Origin of the sequence: Bacillus cereus group sp. MYBK139-1 (genome assembly GCF_051916915.1) — a bacterium.
Classification (GTDB): domain Bacteria; phylum Bacillota; class Bacilli; order Bacillales; family Bacillaceae_G; genus Bacillus_A; species Bacillus_A pacificus.
Genome location: NZ_JBQAHO010000001.1, coordinates 1451986 through 1472909, shown reverse-complemented (window position 1 = coordinate 1472909; position 20924 = coordinate 1451986). Strand labels below are relative to the sequence as shown.

Below are 20924 nucleotides of genomic sequence, written 5' to 3'. Positions count from 1 at the left end.
ATATTAATTAGGGAAAGAAGAGGTGGAGTACTTGCAAGAAGTTGCTGAATTTCGTATGCCGAAGTCTGTATTATATGGAAGAAATTCGCTTGAGAAACTGGGGGAACAATCCAAAAAGTTTGGAAAAAGAGCTTTTATAGTAACTGATACAATTATGGAGAATTTAGGATATGTTGAGAATTGTATACAACAATTAAATACAAAAGGTATTACCGTTATTACATATAATAAAGTAAATGCTGAGCCTACAAATATACACGTGTTAGAGGCGTTAACTATTTGTAAAGAAGAAAAGTGTGATTTTATTATCGGTCTTGGTGGTGGAAGTTGTATTGATGCAGCAAAAGCAGTTGCGGTGTTATATACAAATGGCGGAGAAGTAGAAGATTATGTCCAAAAGGATATGGAAATAGACAATGATCCGCTACCGCTCATTGCAATTCCAACAACTTCGGGTACTGGGTCAGAAGTAACAAGTGTAGCAGTAATTACGAATAAACGAACAGATGTAAAAATGATGATGAAGCATCCGAGTTTTACCCCGCAAGTAGCGATTATTGATCCGATTTTAACACGTTCCGTACCACCTCATATTACAGCAGCAACAGGGATAGATGCATTATGTCATGCAGTCGAAGCATATATTTCTAAAGTTTCACAATCACTTACAGATGTACTCGCTCTTTCCGCTATTGAAAGTATTATGAAATATTTACGTATTGCATATGAAGATGGAGAGAATATGGAGGCAAGAGAAGCGATGATGATTGCTTCCTTACAAGCTGGAATTGCATTTTCAAACGCATCTGTTACATTAGTTCATGGAATGTCAAGACCAGTAGGAGCGTTATTTCATGTACCACATGGTATATCAAATGCAATACTATTACCTACAGTTTTAGATTATACAAAAGTGAGTGCAGTAAAAAGACTAGCAGAAATTGGACGCTGTTTAAATAAAGATATGTATTCCTATTGTGATGAAGAAGTAGCCGATTACACGCTCGGGGAAATAAAAAAACTTTGCTTTGATCTTCGTATTCCAAATTTAAAAGAATACGGAATTGGTGAGGCGGAATTTGAAACAGCTATTTCTAAAATGGCATCAGATGCAATTGAAAGTGGTAGCCCAGAAAATAATCCACGAGTACCATCCTATGATGAAATTAAACAGTTGTATCGAGAATGTTTTCATTATCGATATGAAGATTCTATAAAAACATTAGAAAATTAATTTCAGAATATTCTTATAAAATTTCCTTGGAAATAGTTAAAACAAGACTTTATATTTTGAACGTAAAGTCTTGTTTTATTGTGTATAATATACATAATAAAATGTTTGAATCAGGTTGTAAAAATAGTGTGAGGCAGGTGTGGTTTTATGAAAACAATAGGATTAATTGGTGGTATGAGTTGGGAATCAACTACTGAATATTATCGAATCATAAATGAAGAAATAAAAAAGAGATTAGGAGGGTTACATTCAGCAAAATGTATAATCAATAGTGTGGACTTTGAAGAGATTGAACGATTCCAGTCTAACGGAGATTGGAATGGAGCAGGAGAGGTATTAGGGAATGCAGCATATTCGTTACAGAGTGCAGGGGCAGATTTTATAATTATTTGTACAAATACAATGCATAAAGTAGTTGAGAAAATAAAGGAGAATATTCATATTCCAGTCTTACATATTGCAGATGCAACTGCGAAAGAAATGAAAAGAAAAGGTATTCAAACTGTTGGTTTACTTGGAACAAAATATACAATGGAGCAAGATTTCTATAAGTCACGTATTGAAGAGAATCATATAAAAGTAACAGTTCCATCGAAAACGGATAGGGATAAGATAAATGAAGTAATATATACGGAATTGTGTTTAGGAAAAATAGTATCACAATCTAGAGAGTATTATAAGAGAGTTATAGAAGAGTTAGTACAAGAAGGGGCACAAGGAATCATATTAGGTTGTACAGAAATAGGTTTATTAGTTAAGCAGGAAGACGTATCCATTCCGATATTCGATACAACTCATATACATGCAGTTGAGGCAGTTAATTTCACTTTACAAAATAGAGTATAATTATATTATGTAACCTAGTTCGCGTGTGTGGAAAACATTCAGAAAATATTCTATAATGTAAGTGGTTACATTTAAGGGGGAATGCGTATGTTTTCAGTTCAACCAATCGCATTTGTACATAATGAAAGAAAGGAAATAAAAGATGATGAGTGGGGAGAAGTAAAATCCTATATTACTTTAACTGAAATGTATACAGAAGAAAGTATTCAAGGGATTGAAGATTTTTCTCATATTGAAGTTGTTTTTTATTTTCATAAAGTAACTGATGAACAAATTCAATATTTTGCTAGATATCCTAGAAATAATTATGATTATCCTAAAGTAGGTATTTTTGCACAGCGTGGAAAAAATCGTCCGAATCGTATAGGAGCAACCATTGTAAAGGTAATCCAAAGAGAAGGTAAATCAATTATTGTTGAGGGGCTAGATGCTATTGATGGCACCCCTGTATTGGATATAAAGCCAATAATGAAAGAGTTTATGCCGAAAGAAGAAATTGTACAGCCTAAATGGGCAACGGATATAATGAAACAGTATTGGAAGGGGAATGGAGTAAAATGAGAATATATGAGGCAACAATTGCAGATTTAGATGGACTAGCATCAGTTTTTAATAACTATCGTATGTTTTATAGACAAGATTCCGATCTAGAAGGAGCAAAAGTATTTTTACGAAATCGAATGGAGAGAAAAGAATCTGTTATCTTCGTAGCAGTTGAAGATGGTGAATATATTGGATTTACACAATTATATCCATCATTTTCTTCTATTTCGATGAAAGAATTATGGATTTTAAATGATTTATTTGTGCAAGCTGCTAAGCGCGGGGCAGGAACAGGGAAAAAATTATTAGAAGCTGCGAAAGGATTCGCCTTAGAAAATGGTGCAAAAGGTGTAAAATTACAAACAGAGATTGATAATTTATCAGCACAGCGATTATACGCTGAAAATGGATATTTGAGAGATAATCGTTATTTCCATTATGAATTAACGTTTTAAATAATATTAGATTAAAAGAGGCGCTTTCATTTTGAAGGCGTCTCTTTTAATTTGCATTATAGTTGACTTAAAATCCAATTTGTCGCATCTTCAAAGTTTTCTGCAATATAGTTTGGTTCAATATGTGCCCACTTGTCTCTGTACGTATGTAAAGCGTCGTATCCAGCGCCTGTTCGTACTAAAATCGTTGTCGCATTCACTTTTGCTCCTGCAACGATATCAGTCCAGCGATCACCAATTACAGCACATTGTGTTAAATCAAGCCCGTGTTTTTCGGCTGCTTGTAGTAGCATGCCTGTATTTGGTTTACGACATTCGCAACCATCACCGTGTTTATGAGGACATACGTAAATATCATCAAAACCGAAGCCTTTTAATTCTTGTGAGAAATCGGCTATGGTCGCTATCCCATCCGCGATACCTGGTTGATTTGTAAAAGAGAAAATTTTTATATGATTAGCTTTTAATTTTTTCAGTGATGCTTTTGTAAAAGGAAATAATGTAAATGATCCTGGGTAATGTATTGTAGTGTCGCCGCCAATTGTACCGTCACGATCAATGAAAATTGCTTGAATGTTTGTCATAGTTATAGTCCTTTCTATTAACAAGTAGTTTAAAAATGTTTTACAAATCGATATCCATTCACTTCATATCCTAATTTTTTGTAAAAAGGATGAGCTTCTACTCTTTTTGTTCCACTAACTAGCCATGTGCCAATGCAATTATGCTTCTTTGCTAATTGCTCTGCATAATCCATTAATGCTTGCCCAATGCCTTTCCGTCGTATTGTAGAATCAACGCTAATAATTGAAATTTCTCCATACCGAGTTACATCTTCTAAATTTTCACGTATACGAAACCCAAGTAATCCAAATATAGTTTTTTCTTCCTCATAAACATATAAAAAATCAAAAGGACTCGTTTGTACGAATTGCAATCGGTTGTTCATATCTTCATACGAAATAGAGGAACCTTTTAATTCTTTCGTTAAAGAACAAAGTGCATCTATATCGTCTATCGTAGCTTCACGAATGTGAAAAGACATATTATCCACTCCAATTAAATGTAATCAAACATTAAGTATTCTGTTAAAAAATATTTATTCCTGCTATGAAAATAAATATTTTATAATGATATATAGATAGTTATATGTTATTCTTTTCCTAGTTTGTATTGGAAATGGAAAGAAGGGGAATGTATGTTAGAAGTAAATATCCGTTCTGCTGGATATGAAATAGGTGAAAAAACAATTCATGATATTGCCTTTTCGATTGAGCAAGGCGAATTAGTTGCTCTTATTGGCGCAAATGGTGCCGGGAAAAGTACAACGATTAAAACGATGCTCGGGTTACTTGTAAATGTGGATGGTGAAATATCATTTGGCGAGAAGAAAAATCCGTATGCATATGTGCCAGAACACCCGACATATTATGATTATTTGACGCTTTGGGAACATATTGAATTATTAATGGCTGCTCGCGAGAACGAAGCCGGAAGCTGGGAACGGAAAGCTGAAGAGTTATTACATATGTTTCGAATGGATAAGCATAAACATGAGTATTTATCAAAGTTTTCAAAAGGGATGAAACAAAAATCGATGCTTATATTAGCATTTTTAACTGAACCAGATTTTTATATCATTGACGAACCTTTTATTGGTTTAGATCCGGTAGCTACGAAAGAGTTTTTAAGTTATTTATATAAAGAAAAAGAACGCGGGGCAGGAATTATACTTTGTACGCACGTATTAGATACAGCTGAAAGAATTTGCGAAAGATTTTTACTCATCTCTCAAGGTACATTAGTCGCAGATGGCCATTTAGAGGCAATTCAAACGTTAGCAGAAATGCCAGGGAATTCACTGTTAGATTGTTTTGATGTAATCGTAAGGCGTGAACAGAATGATTAAAAAACAATTTTATAAAAGATTACGCCATGAACTAGGGCGGAAATGGAAGTCCATACGTTCTATAACTGATTGGACGGTTGCGCTATATATTATTATTCCGGCACTTATATTTATGGGAATTTATTATCGCTCACTATGGATGGAGGAACTATCGATAGGAGAGACGGTTTATTTTGGATTAGGCCTACTTGTATTTTATGTGATTACATATGCAAGAGGAGTTCGTTCATTTTTTGAACAAGCGGATAGTTTATTTTTAATTTCGTACCCCGTTCACATGAAAAAGTTAATCCAGTATGGCATGACATATACGTTTATTCGAATAGCGATAGCGAATGCAGTGGTAGTAGTTGCTATGTTACCAGTTTTGCTGAAAAGTATTGGAGTGACGAAGGTACAAGTCGTATTATTTTGGCTATTCTTTACTATATTTCGATTTATGTTGTCGTTATTAACGAGATTTATTCATGTACGTGTGGGGAAACAATGGTTACTATGGGTTATCAAAAATGTAATATTTTCTATAAGTCTATCCTTTTTTGGAATGAGCCTATTTTTTATTTATAAAGATCCATTTTACTCTATACTATGTATCAGTCTAACAGTTTTTCTAATTATCGTATTGATAAAAGAAAAACTGAATTATAAAAATTCCTTTTTTAAAGAAGTTGAGAAAGAAAAAGAAGAAAGTATGCGCTGGACGAGCGGGATTATGAAAGTTGGTGGTCATGCAGTTAAACCGAGTAGTTCGAATAAAAAGCCGTGGATGTTTCCTCGTTCTAAAAAGTTTTTAGGGAAGAAAACTGATTATCGTATTGTTGAATCCTTTTTGAAAGAATTTTTTCGTACAAGTAGTGCACGAATATTTTATATTCAAATTGTATGTATAAGTACTGTTAGTATTATTATGAGTCCGAAGTGGATCGCCGCTATTATTCTTGCATTTGCTTTATTTGCAATTTCCCGCTATGCGCGCGATTATTGGGCTGAATTTACGAAAAAAATGTTTCTTCATTTATATTGTGATGAAGGCAAATTACTCTTGTTAAGATGGAAGACAGATCGCTATTTATTGTTTCCAGTAATACTTTTGTATGGAATAGTTATACTTTCTCATTTTTATTTATTGCCAGCTGTAATTGCCGGGATTATTTTTATAGTATTAATTGGTTGGATAGTATTCTTACCATAGAAAAAAGAGCCGAAAAATGGCTCTTTTTTCTAATCCGTAACACATTGATAAATAAAATATACTAAAACGAGTATGCTTGCGGCGGAATACATGACATCTAAAGTCATCGGATCTCCTCCTCATTATTGTTGTATTTTTATTGTATGAAATCTTACAATTTCATATTCAAGTGAAAAATATGTGAACGTTAACAAAATTGTAAAGTGCAAAAATTACAATCATTTTGTATAATAGAGAAAACAACCGTTATATAAAATATAATGAGTGAAAGGGGAGGAAACATACATGCCAAATTGGTTTAGAAAAACCTTAGTCGCATTAATTACCGTATTTACATTTGGTTTAGTGACGCCTCCTTCCATATTGCTTGATAATGCCAAAGCTGCGGACAAGCCTACGAGCACAGCTGGGCAACAAAATTTGGAGAGTACGTCCTATACATATGAAGAAACGAATGACAGGTTAACCACCGATACTTTTATTACGTATGCAATGCAAGAAGCAGAGAAGCAGTCGATGCAAAAGTTTGGAACTAAAATTGGTCCAGTAATTGAAGATGAATTTAAAGATGTAATATTACCGAAAATTGAAGAGGCAATTGCTGAGCTTGCCAATGATGTACCAGAAGATTCACTACAATCATTAGCGATTTCCCAAAAACCAGCTGGTGGGAATAATGAAAAAATCTTTCACGTTTATGACACGAAATCAGGAAATGACTTATTGCGATTTCATGTAAGGAGAGATCATCCACCGCAAGATGGTTACTATTTTAATTTTCACTATCACCGTTTTGATGATGGGTACTCTGGACACCATGAGTTAGGGAATATTTATTGGAATACGAATGTACCACCAAAGTGGCTTTCTTAAAAAGAACAAGAGAAAATCTTGTTCTTTTTTTATGTGTATAGAAGGGTAAGACAACGGCGGTGTTGAATAAGATAGGTTTAGCAAAAAGAAGAAAAGGGAGTATGGGAATGCAAAAATATATTGTTTTTGACTTTGATGGCACATTAGTAGATTCACAAAATATATTTGTACCAATTTATAATCAAATTGCTAAAAAGCACGGATATAAAACGGTAAAGGAAGAAGAAATTGAGTATTTACGTAAATTAACGATGCCAGAGAGATGTAAACAACTCGATGTACCATTGTATAAACTACCGATATTAGCACTAGAGTTTTATAAATTGTATCAACCTGCCATAAAAGATCTTATTTTGTTCCATGGGATGAAGGAAGTATTAGATGAACTACATAAAAAAGGCTACGGAATTGCAGTCATATCATCGAACTCAGAAGAGCATATTCGGGCATTTTTACACAATAATGATATAGAAAATATACAAGAAGTGTATTGTTCTAAAAATTTGTTCGGTAAAGATAAAATGATAAAAAGATTTTTAAAATCGAAAAAAATAACTGAGCAAGATATGTTATACGTCGGTGACGAACAGCGAGACGTAGCAGCGTGTAAAAAGGCTGGGGTGAACGTAATATGGGTATCTTGGGGATATGATGTCATTGAAACAGTGAAAAAAGATGCACCAGATTATATGGTCAATACACCTATGGAAATTGTGCAAGTAGTACAAGGAGCGTATTCTTAATAGGAATACGCTTTTTGCAGGCATTCATCATATTGAATTTTGGGTAGCGTATACACCAAATGTAGAAATGTAAGGGGGAATATACATGAAAACAATTACAACATGGCAAAACAATATACAAATAGTAAAAGATGCAACGAATATTGTAGAAATTTCTAAAGGTTTTTCACCGGATAAGAAATATATAGTTACGACAATTGATGATGAAAAATATTTGTTACGGATTGGAGATATACAAGAGTATGAAAGAAGGAAAATAGAGTTTCGAATTTTAAATGAAATGGTAAAACGTAACGTACAGGCACAAAGGCCAATTGAAATAGGTATATTGGAAGAAGAAGGTGTATGCTATAGTATTTTTTCATATTTAGAAGGGGAAGATGCGAAGAAGCTATTGCCTACGTATTCACCAAAAGAACAATATGAAATTGGCATAGAGGCAGGAAAAGATTTAGCAAAAATGCATACATATGAAGCTCCTAATGATATACTGCCATGGTATGAAAGAGCAATGAAAAAACATCAAAAATATGTAGAGGCATACAAAACATGCGGAATAAAAATAAAAAATGATGATAAAATCATGAAGTTTATCGATGAAAATGAAATGTATTTACAAAACCGCCCCAATCAATTTCAACACGATGATTTTCATTTAGAAAATATAATTGTACGCGATGGGAAATATGTAGGTGTTGTTGATTTTAATGGTTATGATTGGGGCGACCCACTTCATGATTTTGTAAAAATAGCACTATTTGCAAGAGACATTAGTATTCCGTATTCAATCGGACAAATAGAAGGATACTTTAATGGTCGAATACCAGAGGAGTTCTGGAAATTATATGCAGTGTACGTTGGCATGACAGTTTTCTCTTCAGTTGTCTGGACATTACGAGCAGCACCACATATGTTAGATGATACGCTAGAGCGTCTTACTGTAGTTTTAGAGGATCATAAAGACTTTGAGCTATTAAAGCCAATTTGGTTTCAACCAGAAAAAATTGATATAAAAAATAAAAGGCAGGTGTGAATCACATCTGCCTTTTATTTTTTACCATTCTTCGTTTTGAAGTAGTTGCATCCTTTTTGCATAGAGAAAAGGGGAATAGAGGGAAGAGTTATCGTCCCTCTATTAAAATATTTATTTTGTTTTCTTAAATGCAAGTGGCTGAGTACTAAGTGTAGCTGGCACATGTAACTGAAGTGATGGAAATTCACCACTCACATTCATTTCATAAGCGAATAATAAACTCATTTTCATTTGGAATAAATCAACTTTTGCAGAAAAGATGTCGTAATGATGATGCGTTAATTGAATGTCCATCTCCATAAATTGTACAAATAACGAATCATCTCGTTTGTATACTTGTAATGTTCCGTATGCAGGATGTTCAAAAGTACCAGTATAATCCTCTAACTTGTGCGAAGGTGTAGTCCCTTTAATTTGTTCAGGGAGGGATTCAGTTGCTTCTTTCATCATTTCCTTCATTTTTTTAGTATCTTCTACAGCACGTTTATGCCAATCAATGGATTCTAATTCAAGTAGTTCGTCATAAATTTGATTAGCGAGATAAGTAGGAAGTAATGTGCCTCCAGCATTCGTTAAAACGATAAGGCCTATGTTTTCTGTTGGTATGAATGAAACAAGCGCTGAAAATCCATCGATATTACCGCCATGATGAATCACTTTTTTACCACGATAAGCGCTAATAAACCAACCAAGACCGTAACTATTTAATGGAGATTCAGGGAGTGATAAAACCGGTTGGTCTGGAATGGAATTGTGTGGTGTATACATTTGTTGTAATAATTCAGAGGAGATTAATTCATGATCTCCAAATTTTCCTTCATTTAAGTGGAGAAGTACCCAATTTGCCATATCTTTAATTGTAGAATTGATACAACCAGCAGCGCCAACGGTATCAATGTTGCGGAATGGAACTTCTTTTATTTCACCGTCATTTTCAATGTAAGGTAAAGCGTATTCATCTGTCGTTTGTGAATCGGTAACAGAGAAGTTTGTATGTCTCATATTTAAAGGTTCTAAAATATGTTCTGTAGCGTATTGCTCCCACGTTTGATTCGTTATGTTTTCTACAATATAGCTAATCGTCGCATACATTAAGTTGTTATATAGAAATGATGTGCGGAACGGTGCATCAAGTGGTAAATGTTTTATTTTTTCAACGAGATCTTTTCGAGATAAGGAAGAGCTGTACCAAAGGGCATCATGACGACTTACCCCGGTACGATGAGAAGCTAAATCTCGTCCTGTAACTTGTGAACTAGCAAGTAGTTCAGATAAAGAGAAATTTGGTATATAAGACTGGATAGGAGTATCCCAATTAAACCTTTTTTGCTGTGCTAACAAACTTAATGAAAGTGTGCCAAAAGCTTTCGTTGAGGAACCAATTGCGAACAAAGTACTCGGTGTAACTGGTTCTTTTGTCTCTAAATTTCGATAGCCAAATCCTTCTGAAATAATAACTTCACCGTCTTTTATAATAGCTACAGCAGCTCCCGGAACGTTTAAATCCTTCATCATTTTTTCAACCGTTGTTTGTAAAGAAGTCATAACAGGCGTTTCAATTTTAGACATACTTCTAACCTCCAAATATAATTTTTGTTCTACCGCACTATACTTTCGGTAATAGAAAATAAAAACCTTTATAAATATGGAAAGTTAATAATTTTGTAAGGATGAATGAAATTATTATTTATTTAGAATTTTGTTTTTATTATAATTAATTTAAATTAATATTTAGAAAAGATGGTGAAGAAGTGTGCTAATAATAAAGAAATTGCGCTGTGATAATAAAAATAATCCGATAGGTATAGATTCGAAAGTTGTTAAAATTAGTTGGCAACTCGAGTCGAGTAACCGAAATGTAAAACAACTTGCGTATCAATTGCAGGTTGCGAAGGATAAAGAGTTTCAAACTATAGTATTCGATTCGCAGAAGGTAGAGACAGATCAAAGTTTATATATACCAATCAATTCGTTTTCATATAGTAGGGAAACACGCTATTTTTACCGAGTGAAGGCATGGGATAATCATGAAGAAGAGTCAGCTTGGTCAGAAGTAGCATTTTGGGAGACTGGATTACAAGGGCAAGATAATTGGAGCGGGAACTGGATTGCTGCGAAAAAAGAGTGCACGAAGGTAATGTCTTTTAATAAAAGCTTTTCTATTAAAAAATTAGTTGAAAAAGCACGTTTATATATCACTAGTTTAGGATTATACGAGGCTTCTATAAATGGAGAGCGTATTGGAGATTGTTATTTTACCCCAGGATGGACAAGTTATGATAAGAGAGTGTTGTATCAAACGTATGATATAACGCATGTATTAAAGATTGGTCAAATGGTAGGTTAATTTCAAATACACAAACAGCCCACATATTAGTACTTCTTTTTGAACTAGTGAAAGATAATGTGAAGGAGAAAGTATTTAATCGATTAATTGAGCTTTTAAAAGCAAATAAAAATCATTTAACAACAGGTTTTATAGGAACACCGTATTTAAATTTAATATTAAGCAAGTTTCACCGTCATGACCTTGCTTGTAAGCTTCTATTTCATGAAGATTATCCATCATGGTTATACCAAGTGAAACAAGGTGCCACAACGATTTGGGAACATTGGGATGGCGTGAAAGAGGATGGAACACTTTGGAATGATAGTATGAATTCGTACAATCATTACGCATATGGCTCTATCGTTGAATGGATATACCGATATATTATTGGATTAGAAGTGGATGAAACAAAACCAGCATATAAACATTTTTATATTCAGCCTCATTTTAATTCTAATCTAGATTGGGTTTGTATTAAGCGTGAAACAGCATATGGGGAAATTAAAATTGATTGGCGTGTAGAACATGGACAAGCAGTATTAAACGTTGATGTGCCGACAAATACATCTGCTACATTACGAATAGTGGAAGATGATTGGAGGTCAAGTGATATGCCTGAAATGAAATTAGGTTCAGGCGCATATGAATTTAGATTTTGTAAGAACATACAGAAGTAGAATTTTGTTAAGTATAGAAATGTTTTTTTATAAATTTAGTTTGTTCAATCTGTTAGCATTAAATTTATGATAAAATCCATATAGACTAGAGATTTGAAAGAAGGTTTTTCTACATATGAAACATGCTGAAAATGAATACTTAAATTTATGCCGCCATGTAATGGAGCATGGTACGAAGAAAGAAGATCGTACAGGGACAGGCACTGTATCTGTATTTGGATATCAAATGCGTTTTGATCTAAGTAAAGGTTTTCCTTTATTAACAACAAAGAGAGTGCCGTTTCGACTTGTAGCAAGTGAGCTACTTTGGTTTATGAAAGGTGATACAAATATTCGTTATTTATTGCAGCATAATAACAACATTTGGAATGAATGGGCATTTAAGAGTTGGGTAGAAAGTGACGAGTATACGGGTCCTGACATGACTGATTTCGGTCTTCGCTCACAACAAGATGAGGAATTTAAAGTTCAGTACGATGAGCAAATGGAATTGTTTAAAAAGAACGTTTTAGAAGATGATGATTTCTCAAATAAATATGGTTATTTAGGAGACGTATACGGTAAGCAGTGGCGTGCTTGGAAAACGACAGCTGGTGAGACGCTTGATCAATTAAAAGATGTAATTGAAATGATTAAAAAAACGCCAGATTCACGTCGCCTAATTGTATCTGCTTGGAATCCTGAAGATGTACCAAGTATGGCATTACCACCTTGTCATACGTTATTTCAGTTTTATGTAGCAGACGGTAAACTTTCTTGTCAGCTATATCAAAGAAGTGGTGATATATTCCTTGGAATTCCATTTAACATTGCAAGTTACTCGTTACTAACACATTTAATTGCACATGAATGCGGACTTGAAGTGGGAGAATTTGTTCATACAATTGGAGATGCACACATTTATACGAATCATTTTGAGCAAGTAGAAAAGCAATTGGCGCGTGAACCACGTCCGTTCCCGAAACTTACATTAAATCCAGATGTGAAATCTGTGTTTGATTTTGAAATGGAAGATTTAACGATTGAAGGATATGATCCACACCCAGCAATTAAAGCACCGGTTGCAGTGTAATTGTAGAGGAGATGAAAAGATGATAGTTTCATTTATGGTCGCAATGGACGAGAATAGAGTAATTGGTAAAGATAATAATTTACCTTGGCGTTTACCGAGTGAATTACAATATGTAAAGAAAACAACGATGGGTCATTCGCTTATTATGGGAAGAAAAAACTATGAAGCGATTGGTAGACCACTGCCTGGAAGACGTAATATTATTGTAACTCGTAATGAAGGATATCATGTTGAAGGCTGTGAAGTAGCACATTCTGTAGAAGAAGTGTTTGAGCTATGCAAAAATGAAGAAGAGATCTTTATTTTTGGCGGAGCGCAAATTTATGATCTCTTTTTACCTTACGTAGACAAGTTATATATAACAAAAATTCATCATGCATTTGAAGGAGATACATTCTTCCCAGAAATGGATATGACAAATTGGAAAGAAATTTTTGTTGAAAAAGGTTTAACGGATGAAAAAAATCCGTATACGTACTATTATCATGTATATGAGAAGCAACAATAGTAAAAAAGATTGATGTGAAAATTCACATCAATCTTTTTATTTGTATCCATCAATATAGGTTTATAGATGAGATTCGATAGTGCTATAATGAATGGTAGCATGTAAAAATGCTAAATTTTTCAAGAGTATTAAGATAGAAAGAGGAGGAGAATCGATTGAGAAAGATATGGGGGATTCTTTTTCTTTGCTTAACATTCATGTTAGTCGGATGTGGTAAAGAAGAAAAACCACAAGAAGCATTTGATACATATGCAAAAGCATGGAATAAACAAAAATTTGCAGAAATGTATGATCAATTATCAGAAAAGGCAAAAAAAGATATTTCAAAGAAAGAATTCACTGAGAAATATGAAAAAATTTATTCTGGCATTGAAGTGAAAGACTTAAAAGTAGAAGCAGGAGAAGTAAAAGAAGATAAAAAAGATGAAGGTCCTGTTCCTTTTAAAGTAAGCATGGATACAGTGGGTGGTAAAATCAATTTTGCCCATGAAGCAAAAATGGTGAAAGAAAAGGATGGAGATAAAGAATCTTGGAAAATAGATTGGACTCCTGATTTTATATTCCCAGGTATGACGAAAGATAGTAAAGTGCGTATGCAAACGACAGAGCCGAAGCGCGGAGAAATATATGACCGTAACGGTAAATATCTTGCGGTAAATGGTAAAGCTTCTGAAATCGGATTGATTCCTGAAAAATTAGGGGATGCAGCTCCGCAAACGAAAGAAACGGTAGCGAAGTTACTAAATATGTCTGTCGAAGAAATTGATCAAAAACTAGCAGCTAAATGGGTAAAACCAAATTACCTTGTACCAATTGGAATATTGCCTGAAGGAGCAACACAAAATACGTACATAGATTTACCTGGTGTTGCAACAAAGCCAGTAAATGTTCGCTCATATCCATTAGGAGAAGAAGCCGCACATCTTACTGGCTATATTGGAAAAGTGAATGCTGAAGATTTAAAAACGTTACAAAAGAAAGGTTATCAAGCAGATGATCCAGTAGGTAAAGCTGGTTTAGAGCAAGTACTGGAAGAAAAGCTACGCGGTAAAAAAGGTGGTCGTGTCTTCGTAGAAGATGCACAAGGAAAAGAAATTAAAAATTTAGCAAAAACAGATGCTGTTGATGGAGAAAATGTAACTTTAACGATTGACAGTGCAGTTCAAAGCGAAATTTATAATGAAATGAAAAATGAGGTAGGATCAAGTGCAGCAATTAATCCAAAGACTGGAGAAACACTTGCACTTGTGAGCACACCAGCTTATAACCCAAATACCCTTACAAGAGGGGCGTCAAAAGCGCAACGTGATGCGGTAAATAATGATCCGAAAAAACCGATGACGAATCGATTTACACAATTATCAGTTCCAGGATCTGTATTTAAGCCGATTACAGCTGCAATCGGTCTTGAAACGAAAACAATTGATCCAAAAGAAGAGTTAAAAATTGAAGGATTAAAATGGACAAAAGATTCTTCTTGGGGTAATTATTATGTAACACGTGTAAAAGATGCAAATCCGATTGATTTTGATAAGGCGATGAAATACTCGGATAATATTTATTTCGCACAAGAAGCTTTGAAGATCGGGAAAGATAAATTTATGAGTGAAGCGAAAAAATTCGGATTCGATGAGAAATTACCAATTGAATATGGATTCCCAGCTTCTAAAATCGCAAATGATGGTATTAAAAATGATATTCAAATGGCAGACACAGGTTATGGACAAGGACAAGTATTAATGACGCCACTCCATCTAGCATTAACGTACGCACCAATTGTTAATGAAGGAAACATACCTTCTCCATATATAATTAAAACAGATAAGCAGCCAAAAGCTTGGAAAGAGAATGTAATTTCAAAAGGCAATCAGGATATATTAAAAACTGCTATGACGAAAGTAATTAATGATCCAGATGGTACTGGGAAAATTGCTAAAATTGATGGCATGACTCTTGCTGGAAAAACAGGTACAGCGGAATTAAAAGTATCAAAAGAGGCTGAAGGAAAAGAACTAGGCTGGTTTGCTGCATTTGATTTAAATTCACCAGATATGGTTATTACTATGATGATTGAAGATGTAAAAGGTAGAGGCGGAAGTAATATTCCGGCTGAAAAAGTAAAACATGTATTTCAAAAATAATATGTAATAAAAGGTTAGCTCTATAATTTGTAGAGCTAACCTTTTTCTATGAAGGAATTCTTAATATCTGTATACTGAATTTTAAGGAAACAAAACAAATCATTAACTTACGAAAAAAAAGTAGCTATTTTTTATTGACATCGAACGAAACTTTTTGTATTATACTTACATAAGGTAAGTTATTTACTTTCTAATTATAAATCTCAAATTAAAGATAAAATGTATAAAAGGGAGAGAATACAATGACAAAAGTACTATTTATTACAGCAAATCCAAATTCAGCAGAAGGTTCTTTCGGAATGGCAGTAGGGGAGGCTTTCATCGAAGCTTATAAAAACGAACATCCACAAGATGAAGTTGTAACAATTGATTTATTCAATACTACAGTACCAGCAATCGATGCAGATGTATTCGCTGCTTGGGGTAAATTTGCAGCAGGTGAAGGATTTGAAGCTTTAACTGAAGCTCAACAACAAAAAGTTGCAGCAATGAACACAAACTTAGAAACATTTATGCATGCAGATCGTTATGTATTTGTAACTCCAATGTGGAACTTTAGCTATCCACCAGTAGTAAAAGCATACTTAGATAACTTAGCAATTGCAGGTAAAACATTCAAGTATACTGAAAATGGTCCAGTTGGCTTATTAGAAGGTAAAAAAGCACTTCACATTCAAGCGACAGGTGGCGTTTATTCTGAAGGAGCATACGCAGCTGTAGACTTCGGCCGCAATCACTTAAAAACAGTATTAGGATTCATTGGTGTAAATGAAACTGAATATATTGCAGTTGAAGGTATGAATGCAAACCCTGAAAAAGCACAAGAAATTAAAGAAGCAGCAATTGCTAATGCTCGTGAATTAGCAAAACGTTTCTAATATAGAATGGTTAAAAAGTCCAAACACTTGTTGTTTGGACTTTTTTTCTTCTTTTTCCTTCGTTTGTCTAGTATAATGAAGGTCGGAATGATAATAGGTGGGGGTTCTGTATGATTCAAACGTTTTTTAAAATCTTTTATTTAATTTTAATCGTAATTGCGATTACACCAAGAATGTGGCGTCTTAAAAGACAAGTAAATACGATGTCGCCACAAGAAAAAGATAACGCTGTGTACAAAACGACAAATTGGTTTGGTAAGAAAATGGTACGTGTAGCTGGGGGAACAGTAGAAGTTAAAGGACTTGAAAATGTTCCGAAAGATAAGCCGGTACTAGTTGTAAGTAATCACCAGAGTAATATGGATATCCCTGTTTTACTAGGTTATTTAAATAAACCAATTGGCTTCGTTTCAAAAGCGGAGATTAAAAAGTTCCCAGTTGTACCAACTTGGATGGAACTTATGAATTGTGTATTTATGGATCGTAGTGATCGTCGCCAATCACTTCAAGCGATTAAAGATGGAATTGAACTATTGAAGAATGGACATTCTATCGTAATTTTCCCTGAAGGAACGAGAAGTAAGGGTGGCGAAATTGGAGAGTTTAAGGCTGGGAGTTTTCATCTTGCTGTAAAATCTGGTGTAGCAATCTTACCTGTAACATTAGATGGGACATATAAAATGTTTGAAGCGAATGGAAATCGTATGAAGCGAGCTCGTGCAACAGTAACAATTTCTAAGCCGATTACACCTGAAGAGTATGCGACTATGGATATTAAAGAGTTAACGAAGTATACACAGGATGTTATCGCATCACAATTACATAAGTAATAAAAAAGGTTTCAGCTTACATTAAGCTGAAACCTTTTTTATTATGCTGTAGGTAGGACGTAAAAGAGTACGCAGAAGAACATCATCGCACTACCACCTAATACGAAAAGATGCCAAATGGCATGGTTGAAAGGTAACTTTTCCCAAAGGAAGAATATAGCTCCTACAGAATATAAAATTCCACCTGCTAAAAGTAGTGAAAAACCATGTCCAGTTAGATTTTCATAAAGTGGTTTAATAGCAACGATTATGAGCCATCCCATTATGATATAACATAGCGTCGATGCCTTAATAAAGCGACGTACAAAGAAAATTTTGAAGATGATACCACCGATTGCTAGTGTCCATATAATTGCGAGTAACGTCCAACCTAATGGCCCACGAAGCGTAATAAGTAAAAAAGGAGTATATGTGCCAGCGATTAATAAATAAATGGCTGAGTGATCTAGTATAGTAAATAATTTTTCGACTTTTGGATGGTGAATGCTATGTAACAATGTCGAAAACAAGTACAGTAAGAACATGCTTACACCGTAAACCGTAAATGCAACAACAGCAGATGCGGTACCATGCTTAGAGGCATGAATAATCAATATGATTAAGGCAGGGATGCTTAAAATGGCACCGATACCATGTGTAATTGCATTTGCAATTTCTTCTTTCACAAATTGTGTCATTCGTGTCATTTTTTCAGTCATAATGCAAATCCTTTCTACTATCATAAAATAATATGTCTTTTCCCCTACCATATCATACACAAGGGCAATAGAAAATGAAATTTGTATAATTGATTATATTTTTGAATTTTTTTGACAAAAGTCAATGGATTTGTTGACGTTTTCAAACTTTTTTGACAAAATAAAATTATGTAATAGTAGGACAAGGAATCTACTAATAAAGGGGATGGAGAAATGTTTTCAAATATTGGCTTTCCAGGATTAATTTTAATTTTAGTAGCTGTACTTATTTTATTTGGGCCGAAAAAATTGCCGGAAATCGGAAAGGCTTTAGGGGAAACGTTAAAAGAATTTAAAAAATCAACGAAAGAATTGACTGATGATGCATTTCAAGAGAAGGAAAAGAAAGAAAAAATGTAATGAATTTTCTTCGAAATGGATAAATAAAGTGTGGTGAACGAGATGGAAGATCGGGAAATGAGTGTAGTAGAACATATAGTTGAGCTTCGCAAACGAGTAATATATACCGTGTTATCCTTTGTACTATTTTTAATTGTTGGGTTTACTTTTACGAAGGATATTTATTTTTGGCTTGTAAAAGACTTACCAATGAAATTAACTGTTCTCGGTCCAAGTGATGTATTGTGGATTTTTTTCTCGATTGCTACAGTATTTGCTATCGTTTGTACAATTCCTTTTGCTGCTATACAAATTTGGTTATTTGTAAAACCGGGTTTACATCCAAATGAACAAAAGATGACATTAATGTATATACCGGTATTGTCTATATTATTTATTGCAGGTTTATGCTTTGGATATTTCGTTGTAATGCCGTTTTTATTTCATTTTTTAACTACTATAGGTAATGAAATGTTTAATACGATGTTTACGACAGAAAAGTATTTTCATTTTGTTCTTAATTTAACAGTTCCATTTGCAGTAATTTTTGAATTGCCAGTAGTAGTAATGTTTTTAACGAGTATTGGACTGTTGACGGCGGAATTTCTAATAAAAATAAGAAGGTATGCTTACGTAGCATTGATTATCATTGCATCGTGTATATCACCGCCAGATTTTTTATCACATAGTTTAGTTGCGGTACCGCTTATTTGTATTTATGAAATTAGTATCGCTTTATCAAAGATTGTTAGTAAGCGAAAAAAGAAAAGAGAAGAAGAAATTCAGTCGAAAAGTGCCTCGTTATAAAGGCACTTTTTTTATTTATTTGTTATACTCTAGTTATAAACGTATACAATATAGAGAAGAAAAAAATTATAGAATCTCCAAAATTTAGACAAACTTTGCGCTTTTATAAGTTTATACTGAATATATTAAGCAATATACGGATAACGAGTCCTTGTCTTATTAGGAATTTAGGATGGGGGATGGATTAGGTGAAGATGAATAGAGTATAAATCTTTTAACCATAAGGACTACAGAGATTGTCTAAGGATACTTTTGTATTCATGGGAGTCGCCACTTTAAACAACGTGTTACAGCGTAAAGTAGAAGAAGTTCAAAAATCCAATGAAAAAGAGGATTGATATTGTGATTACGAAAAGTTTTTATTTCACTCATTCAACAGGGGAGTGTATTAAAATATTTGAAATCCCTGTCCTACAAGCGCAGCATCCATTATCGTTTCTAATACAGTCTCGTCTTCAATTATTTATTGCAAAAATTCAAAAACAAAAGCACCCAAGATTTTCGTATTCTTTCCGTGAATATTTACAAAATTGTTTGAAGTGGAATGATTATTTAAATGTATATAAAACAAATACTCTTGAAAAAAATGCATGATATAGAGTGGGGACAGGGTTAAGAGCTCTGTCTTTTTCATTTTAGATATAAAAATATAATTAATTTGATTAAATTTCGTTCCAAATTGTTGAAAGCAATGGGAATACTAGTATAATAACAAGGAGAGCGTATTGGAAAGGGAAGAATATAATATGCAAAAAATTAAAATTGTAACAGATTCAACGGCAGATTTATCACAAGAAGTAATTGAGAAGTATGACATTCATGTTCTACCATTATCAATCTCTGTAAATGGACAAACATATTTAGATCGCGTTGATCTACAACCAGATGAATTTATTGAAGAAATGATTAAATCAGAGGAACTACCAAAAACATCACAACCAGCAATGGGTACATTTGTAGAAATGTATGACAAGTTAGGTGAAGATGGAAGTGAAGTACTTTCCATTCATATGACAAGTGGAATGAGTGGTACTGTGGCAACTGCAAATAGTGCTGCATCAATGACCGACACAAAAGTAACAGTTGTTGATTCGCAATTTATTACACATGCTTTAGCATATCAAGTAGTTGAAGCTGCGAAAATGGCAAATGAAGGACGCTCACTAGAAGAAATTTTAAAACGTGTAGATGAAGTAAGGAAGAATACTCGTTTATATGTAGTAGTAGATACATTAGAAAACTTAGTGAAGGGTGGGCGTATCGGTAAAGGAAAAGCGTTTATCGGTTCGCTACTTAATATAAAGCCAATTGCTAGCCTTGAAGATGGTGTTTATAACCCTGTAACGAAAGTGCGTAGCCAAGGTCAAATTGTAAAAACGTTAGCTAAGTTATTTGAGGAAGATACAGCTGGAAAAGTTGTAAAAGCTGTGGCAATTCCGCATGCGAAAGCAATTCCTTTAGCTGAAAATGTAAAAGCGGCTGTTGAAAAAGTAAGTGGATTTGCTCAATCAGAAATTTTCTTTACAACGCCTATTATTAGTACTCATACAGGTCCGGGTGCAATCGGATTTATGTATTTAGCAGAATAATAAAAAAGCTACTTGAAATTTATTTCAAGTAGCTTTTTTATGTGAATAGAAGGTAAGAAATAAGAAGGGCTATACAGGCACTCCCGCTAATGATATAGCGAGTCTGTAAATATTCATTCATAGAAAACACCCACTAATTAAAGTTTCGCTTGATGATTTTCTATAGTATATGTTGGATATAGAAAATAA

The 20924-nt window shown here is 33.8% G+C and carries 22 protein-coding genes and 1 pseudogene; 19 read left to right on the top strand and 4 right to left on the bottom strand.

Translation table 11 applies throughout. The annotated features are described in order from the left end of the window. Positions 1-31 precede the first annotated feature (31 nt). The 4 genes from eutG to ACTFRS_RS07480 all read left to right on the top strand — a co-directional run bounded on the left by eutG (position 32) and on the right by ACTFRS_RS07480 (position 3078). On the top strand, positions 32-1234 hold the full coding sequence (gene eutG, locus ACTFRS_RS07495; protein ID WP_139868116.1) for an alcohol dehydrogenase EutG: 1203 nt from the start codon (positions 32-34) through the stop codon (positions 1232-1234). Positions 1235-1381: 147 nt separating this feature from the next. Then, positions 1382-2080: an aspartate/glutamate racemase family protein gene (locus ACTFRS_RS07490; RefSeq protein WP_139867351.1), complete on the top strand. Its 699-nt coding sequence runs from the start codon at positions 1382-1384 to the stop codon at positions 2078-2080. Positions 2081-2167: 87 nt separating this feature from the next. Beyond that, the gene (locus ACTFRS_RS07485) at positions 2168-2641 is read left to right on the top strand and encodes an SAM-dependent methyltransferase (protein WP_001980273.1); all 474 of its coding nucleotides are present in this window, start codon (positions 2168-2170) and stop codon (positions 2639-2641) included. After that, positions 2638-3078: a GNAT family N-acetyltransferase gene (locus tag ACTFRS_RS07480; protein ID WP_001223874.1), complete on the top strand. Its 441-nt coding sequence runs from the start codon at positions 2638-2640 to the stop codon at positions 3076-3078. The genes ACTFRS_RS07485 and ACTFRS_RS07480 overlap by 4 nt, the downstream gene beginning before the upstream one ends. A 56-nt stretch (positions 3079-3134) precedes the next feature. On the opposite strand, the gene ACTFRS_RS07475 is transcribed toward ACTFRS_RS07480, so the two are convergent. Both ACTFRS_RS07475 and ACTFRS_RS07470 read right to left on the bottom strand, forming a co-directional pair. Continuing rightward, on the bottom strand, positions 3135-3662 hold the full coding sequence (locus tag ACTFRS_RS07475) for an HAD-IIIA family hydrolase (protein ID WP_097852379.1): 528 nt from the start codon (positions 3660-3662) through the stop codon (positions 3135-3137). A gap of 29 nt (positions 3663-3691) precedes the next feature. After that, on the bottom strand, positions 3692-4123 hold the full coding sequence (locus ACTFRS_RS07470) for a GNAT family N-acetyltransferase (RefSeq protein WP_440023833.1): 432 nt from the start codon (positions 4121-4123) through the stop codon (positions 3692-3694). Between the two features lie 153 nt (positions 4124-4276). Between ACTFRS_RS07470 and ACTFRS_RS07465 the strand changes: the two genes are divergently transcribed. The 5 genes from ACTFRS_RS07465 (at position 4277) to ACTFRS_RS07445 (ending at position 8828) form a co-directional block, all read left to right on the top strand. Beyond that, positions 4277-4987, top strand: a complete 711-nt coding sequence (locus ACTFRS_RS07465; RefSeq protein WP_440023835.1) for an ABC transporter ATP-binding protein — start codon at positions 4277-4279, stop codon at positions 4985-4987. Further along, a complete protein-coding gene (locus ACTFRS_RS07460; RefSeq protein ID WP_440023836.1) occupies positions 4980-6179 on the top strand; it encodes an ABC transporter permease in 1200 nt (399 codons plus the stop codon). The genes ACTFRS_RS07465 and ACTFRS_RS07460 overlap by 8 nt, the downstream gene beginning before the upstream one ends. A 285-nt stretch (positions 6180-6464) precedes the next feature. Next, on the top strand, positions 6465-7052 hold the full coding sequence (locus ACTFRS_RS07455) for a YpjP family protein (protein ID WP_001134412.1): 588 nt from the start codon (positions 6465-6467) through the stop codon (positions 7050-7052). A gap of 107 nt (positions 7053-7159) precedes the next feature. Beyond that, complete coding sequence (locus ACTFRS_RS07450) at positions 7160-7795, top strand: HAD family hydrolase (protein ID WP_242293886.1); 636 nt, start codon at positions 7160-7162, stop codon at positions 7793-7795. Between the two features lie 85 nt (positions 7796-7880). Further along, complete coding sequence (locus tag ACTFRS_RS07445; RefSeq protein WP_440023839.1) at positions 7881-8828, top strand: aminoglycoside phosphotransferase family protein; 948 nt, start codon at positions 7881-7883, stop codon at positions 8826-8828. 111 nt (positions 8829-8939) lie between these two features. Here the strand turns inward: ACTFRS_RS07445 and ACTFRS_RS07440 are convergent, their stop codons facing one another. Continuing rightward, positions 8940-10397: a serine hydrolase gene (locus ACTFRS_RS07440; protein ID WP_440023841.1), complete on the bottom strand. Its 1458-nt coding sequence runs from the start codon at positions 10395-10397 to the stop codon at positions 8940-8942. Positions 10398-10626: 229 nt separating this feature from the next. Here ACTFRS_RS07440 and ACTFRS_RS07435 point away from each other — a divergent pair. From ACTFRS_RS07435 to ACTFRS_RS07410, 6 genes and pseudogenes are all read left to right on the top strand, one after another. Beyond that, a pseudogene (locus tag ACTFRS_RS07435) lies at positions 10627-11834 on the top strand (alpha-L-rhamnosidase-related protein). A gap of 115 nt (positions 11835-11949) precedes the next feature. Further along, entirely contained in the window at positions 11950-12906 is a 957-nt protein-coding gene (locus ACTFRS_RS07430) for a thymidylate synthase (RefSeq protein ID WP_000679600.1), read from the top strand. A 19-nt stretch (positions 12907-12925) separates the two neighbouring features. Continuing rightward, entirely contained in the window at positions 12926-13414 is a 489-nt protein-coding gene (locus ACTFRS_RS07425) for a dihydrofolate reductase (protein ID WP_014893782.1), read from the top strand. Between the two features lie 155 nt (positions 13415-13569). Continuing rightward, positions 13570-15555 carry a penicillin-binding protein 3 gene (gene pbpC, locus ACTFRS_RS07420; protein WP_440023843.1) on the top strand — a complete coding sequence of 662 codons (1986 nt, stop codon included), beginning with the start codon at positions 13570-13572 and terminating at the stop codon, positions 15553-15555. Between the two features lie 242 nt (positions 15556-15797). Continuing rightward, complete coding sequence (locus tag ACTFRS_RS07415) at positions 15798-16433, top strand: FMN-dependent NADH-azoreductase (RefSeq protein ID WP_000170016.1); 636 nt, start codon at positions 15798-15800, stop codon at positions 16431-16433. A 110-nt stretch (positions 16434-16543) separates the two neighbouring features. After that, positions 16544-17263: a lysophospholipid acyltransferase family protein gene (locus ACTFRS_RS07410; protein WP_000616585.1), complete on the top strand. Its 720-nt coding sequence runs from the start codon at positions 16544-16546 to the stop codon at positions 17261-17263. A 41-nt stretch (positions 17264-17304) separates the two neighbouring features. Here the strand turns inward: ACTFRS_RS07410 and trhA are convergent, their stop codons facing one another. Next, positions 17305-17961, bottom strand: coding sequence for a PAQR family membrane homeostasis protein TrhA (gene trhA, locus ACTFRS_RS07405; protein ID WP_000136894.1), 657 nt, complete (start codon positions 17959-17961; stop codon positions 17305-17307). 213 nt (positions 17962-18174) lie between these two features. On the opposite strand from trhA, the gene ACTFRS_RS07400 reads away from it, so the two are divergent. The 4 genes from ACTFRS_RS07400 (at position 18175) to ACTFRS_RS07385 (ending at position 20735) form a co-directional block, all read left to right on the top strand. Then, entirely contained in the window at positions 18175-18360 is a 186-nt protein-coding gene (locus ACTFRS_RS07400) for a twin-arginine translocase TatA/TatE family subunit (RefSeq protein WP_000492443.1), read from the top strand. 42 nt (positions 18361-18402) lie between these two features. Next, entirely contained in the window at positions 18403-19146 is a 744-nt protein-coding gene (gene tatC, locus ACTFRS_RS07395; RefSeq protein ID WP_000390139.1) for a twin-arginine translocase subunit TatC, read from the top strand. 342 nt (positions 19147-19488) lie between these two features. Then, on the top strand, positions 19489-19740 hold the full coding sequence (locus ACTFRS_RS07390) for a DUF2535 family protein (RefSeq protein ID WP_000629015.1): 252 nt from the start codon (positions 19489-19491) through the stop codon (positions 19738-19740). A gap of 152 nt (positions 19741-19892) precedes the next feature. Beyond that, positions 19893-20735: a DegV family protein gene (locus ACTFRS_RS07385; RefSeq protein WP_003266758.1), complete on the top strand. Its 843-nt coding sequence runs from the start codon at positions 19893-19895 to the stop codon at positions 20733-20735. The last annotated feature ends 189 nt before the right edge of the window (positions 20736-20924 follow it).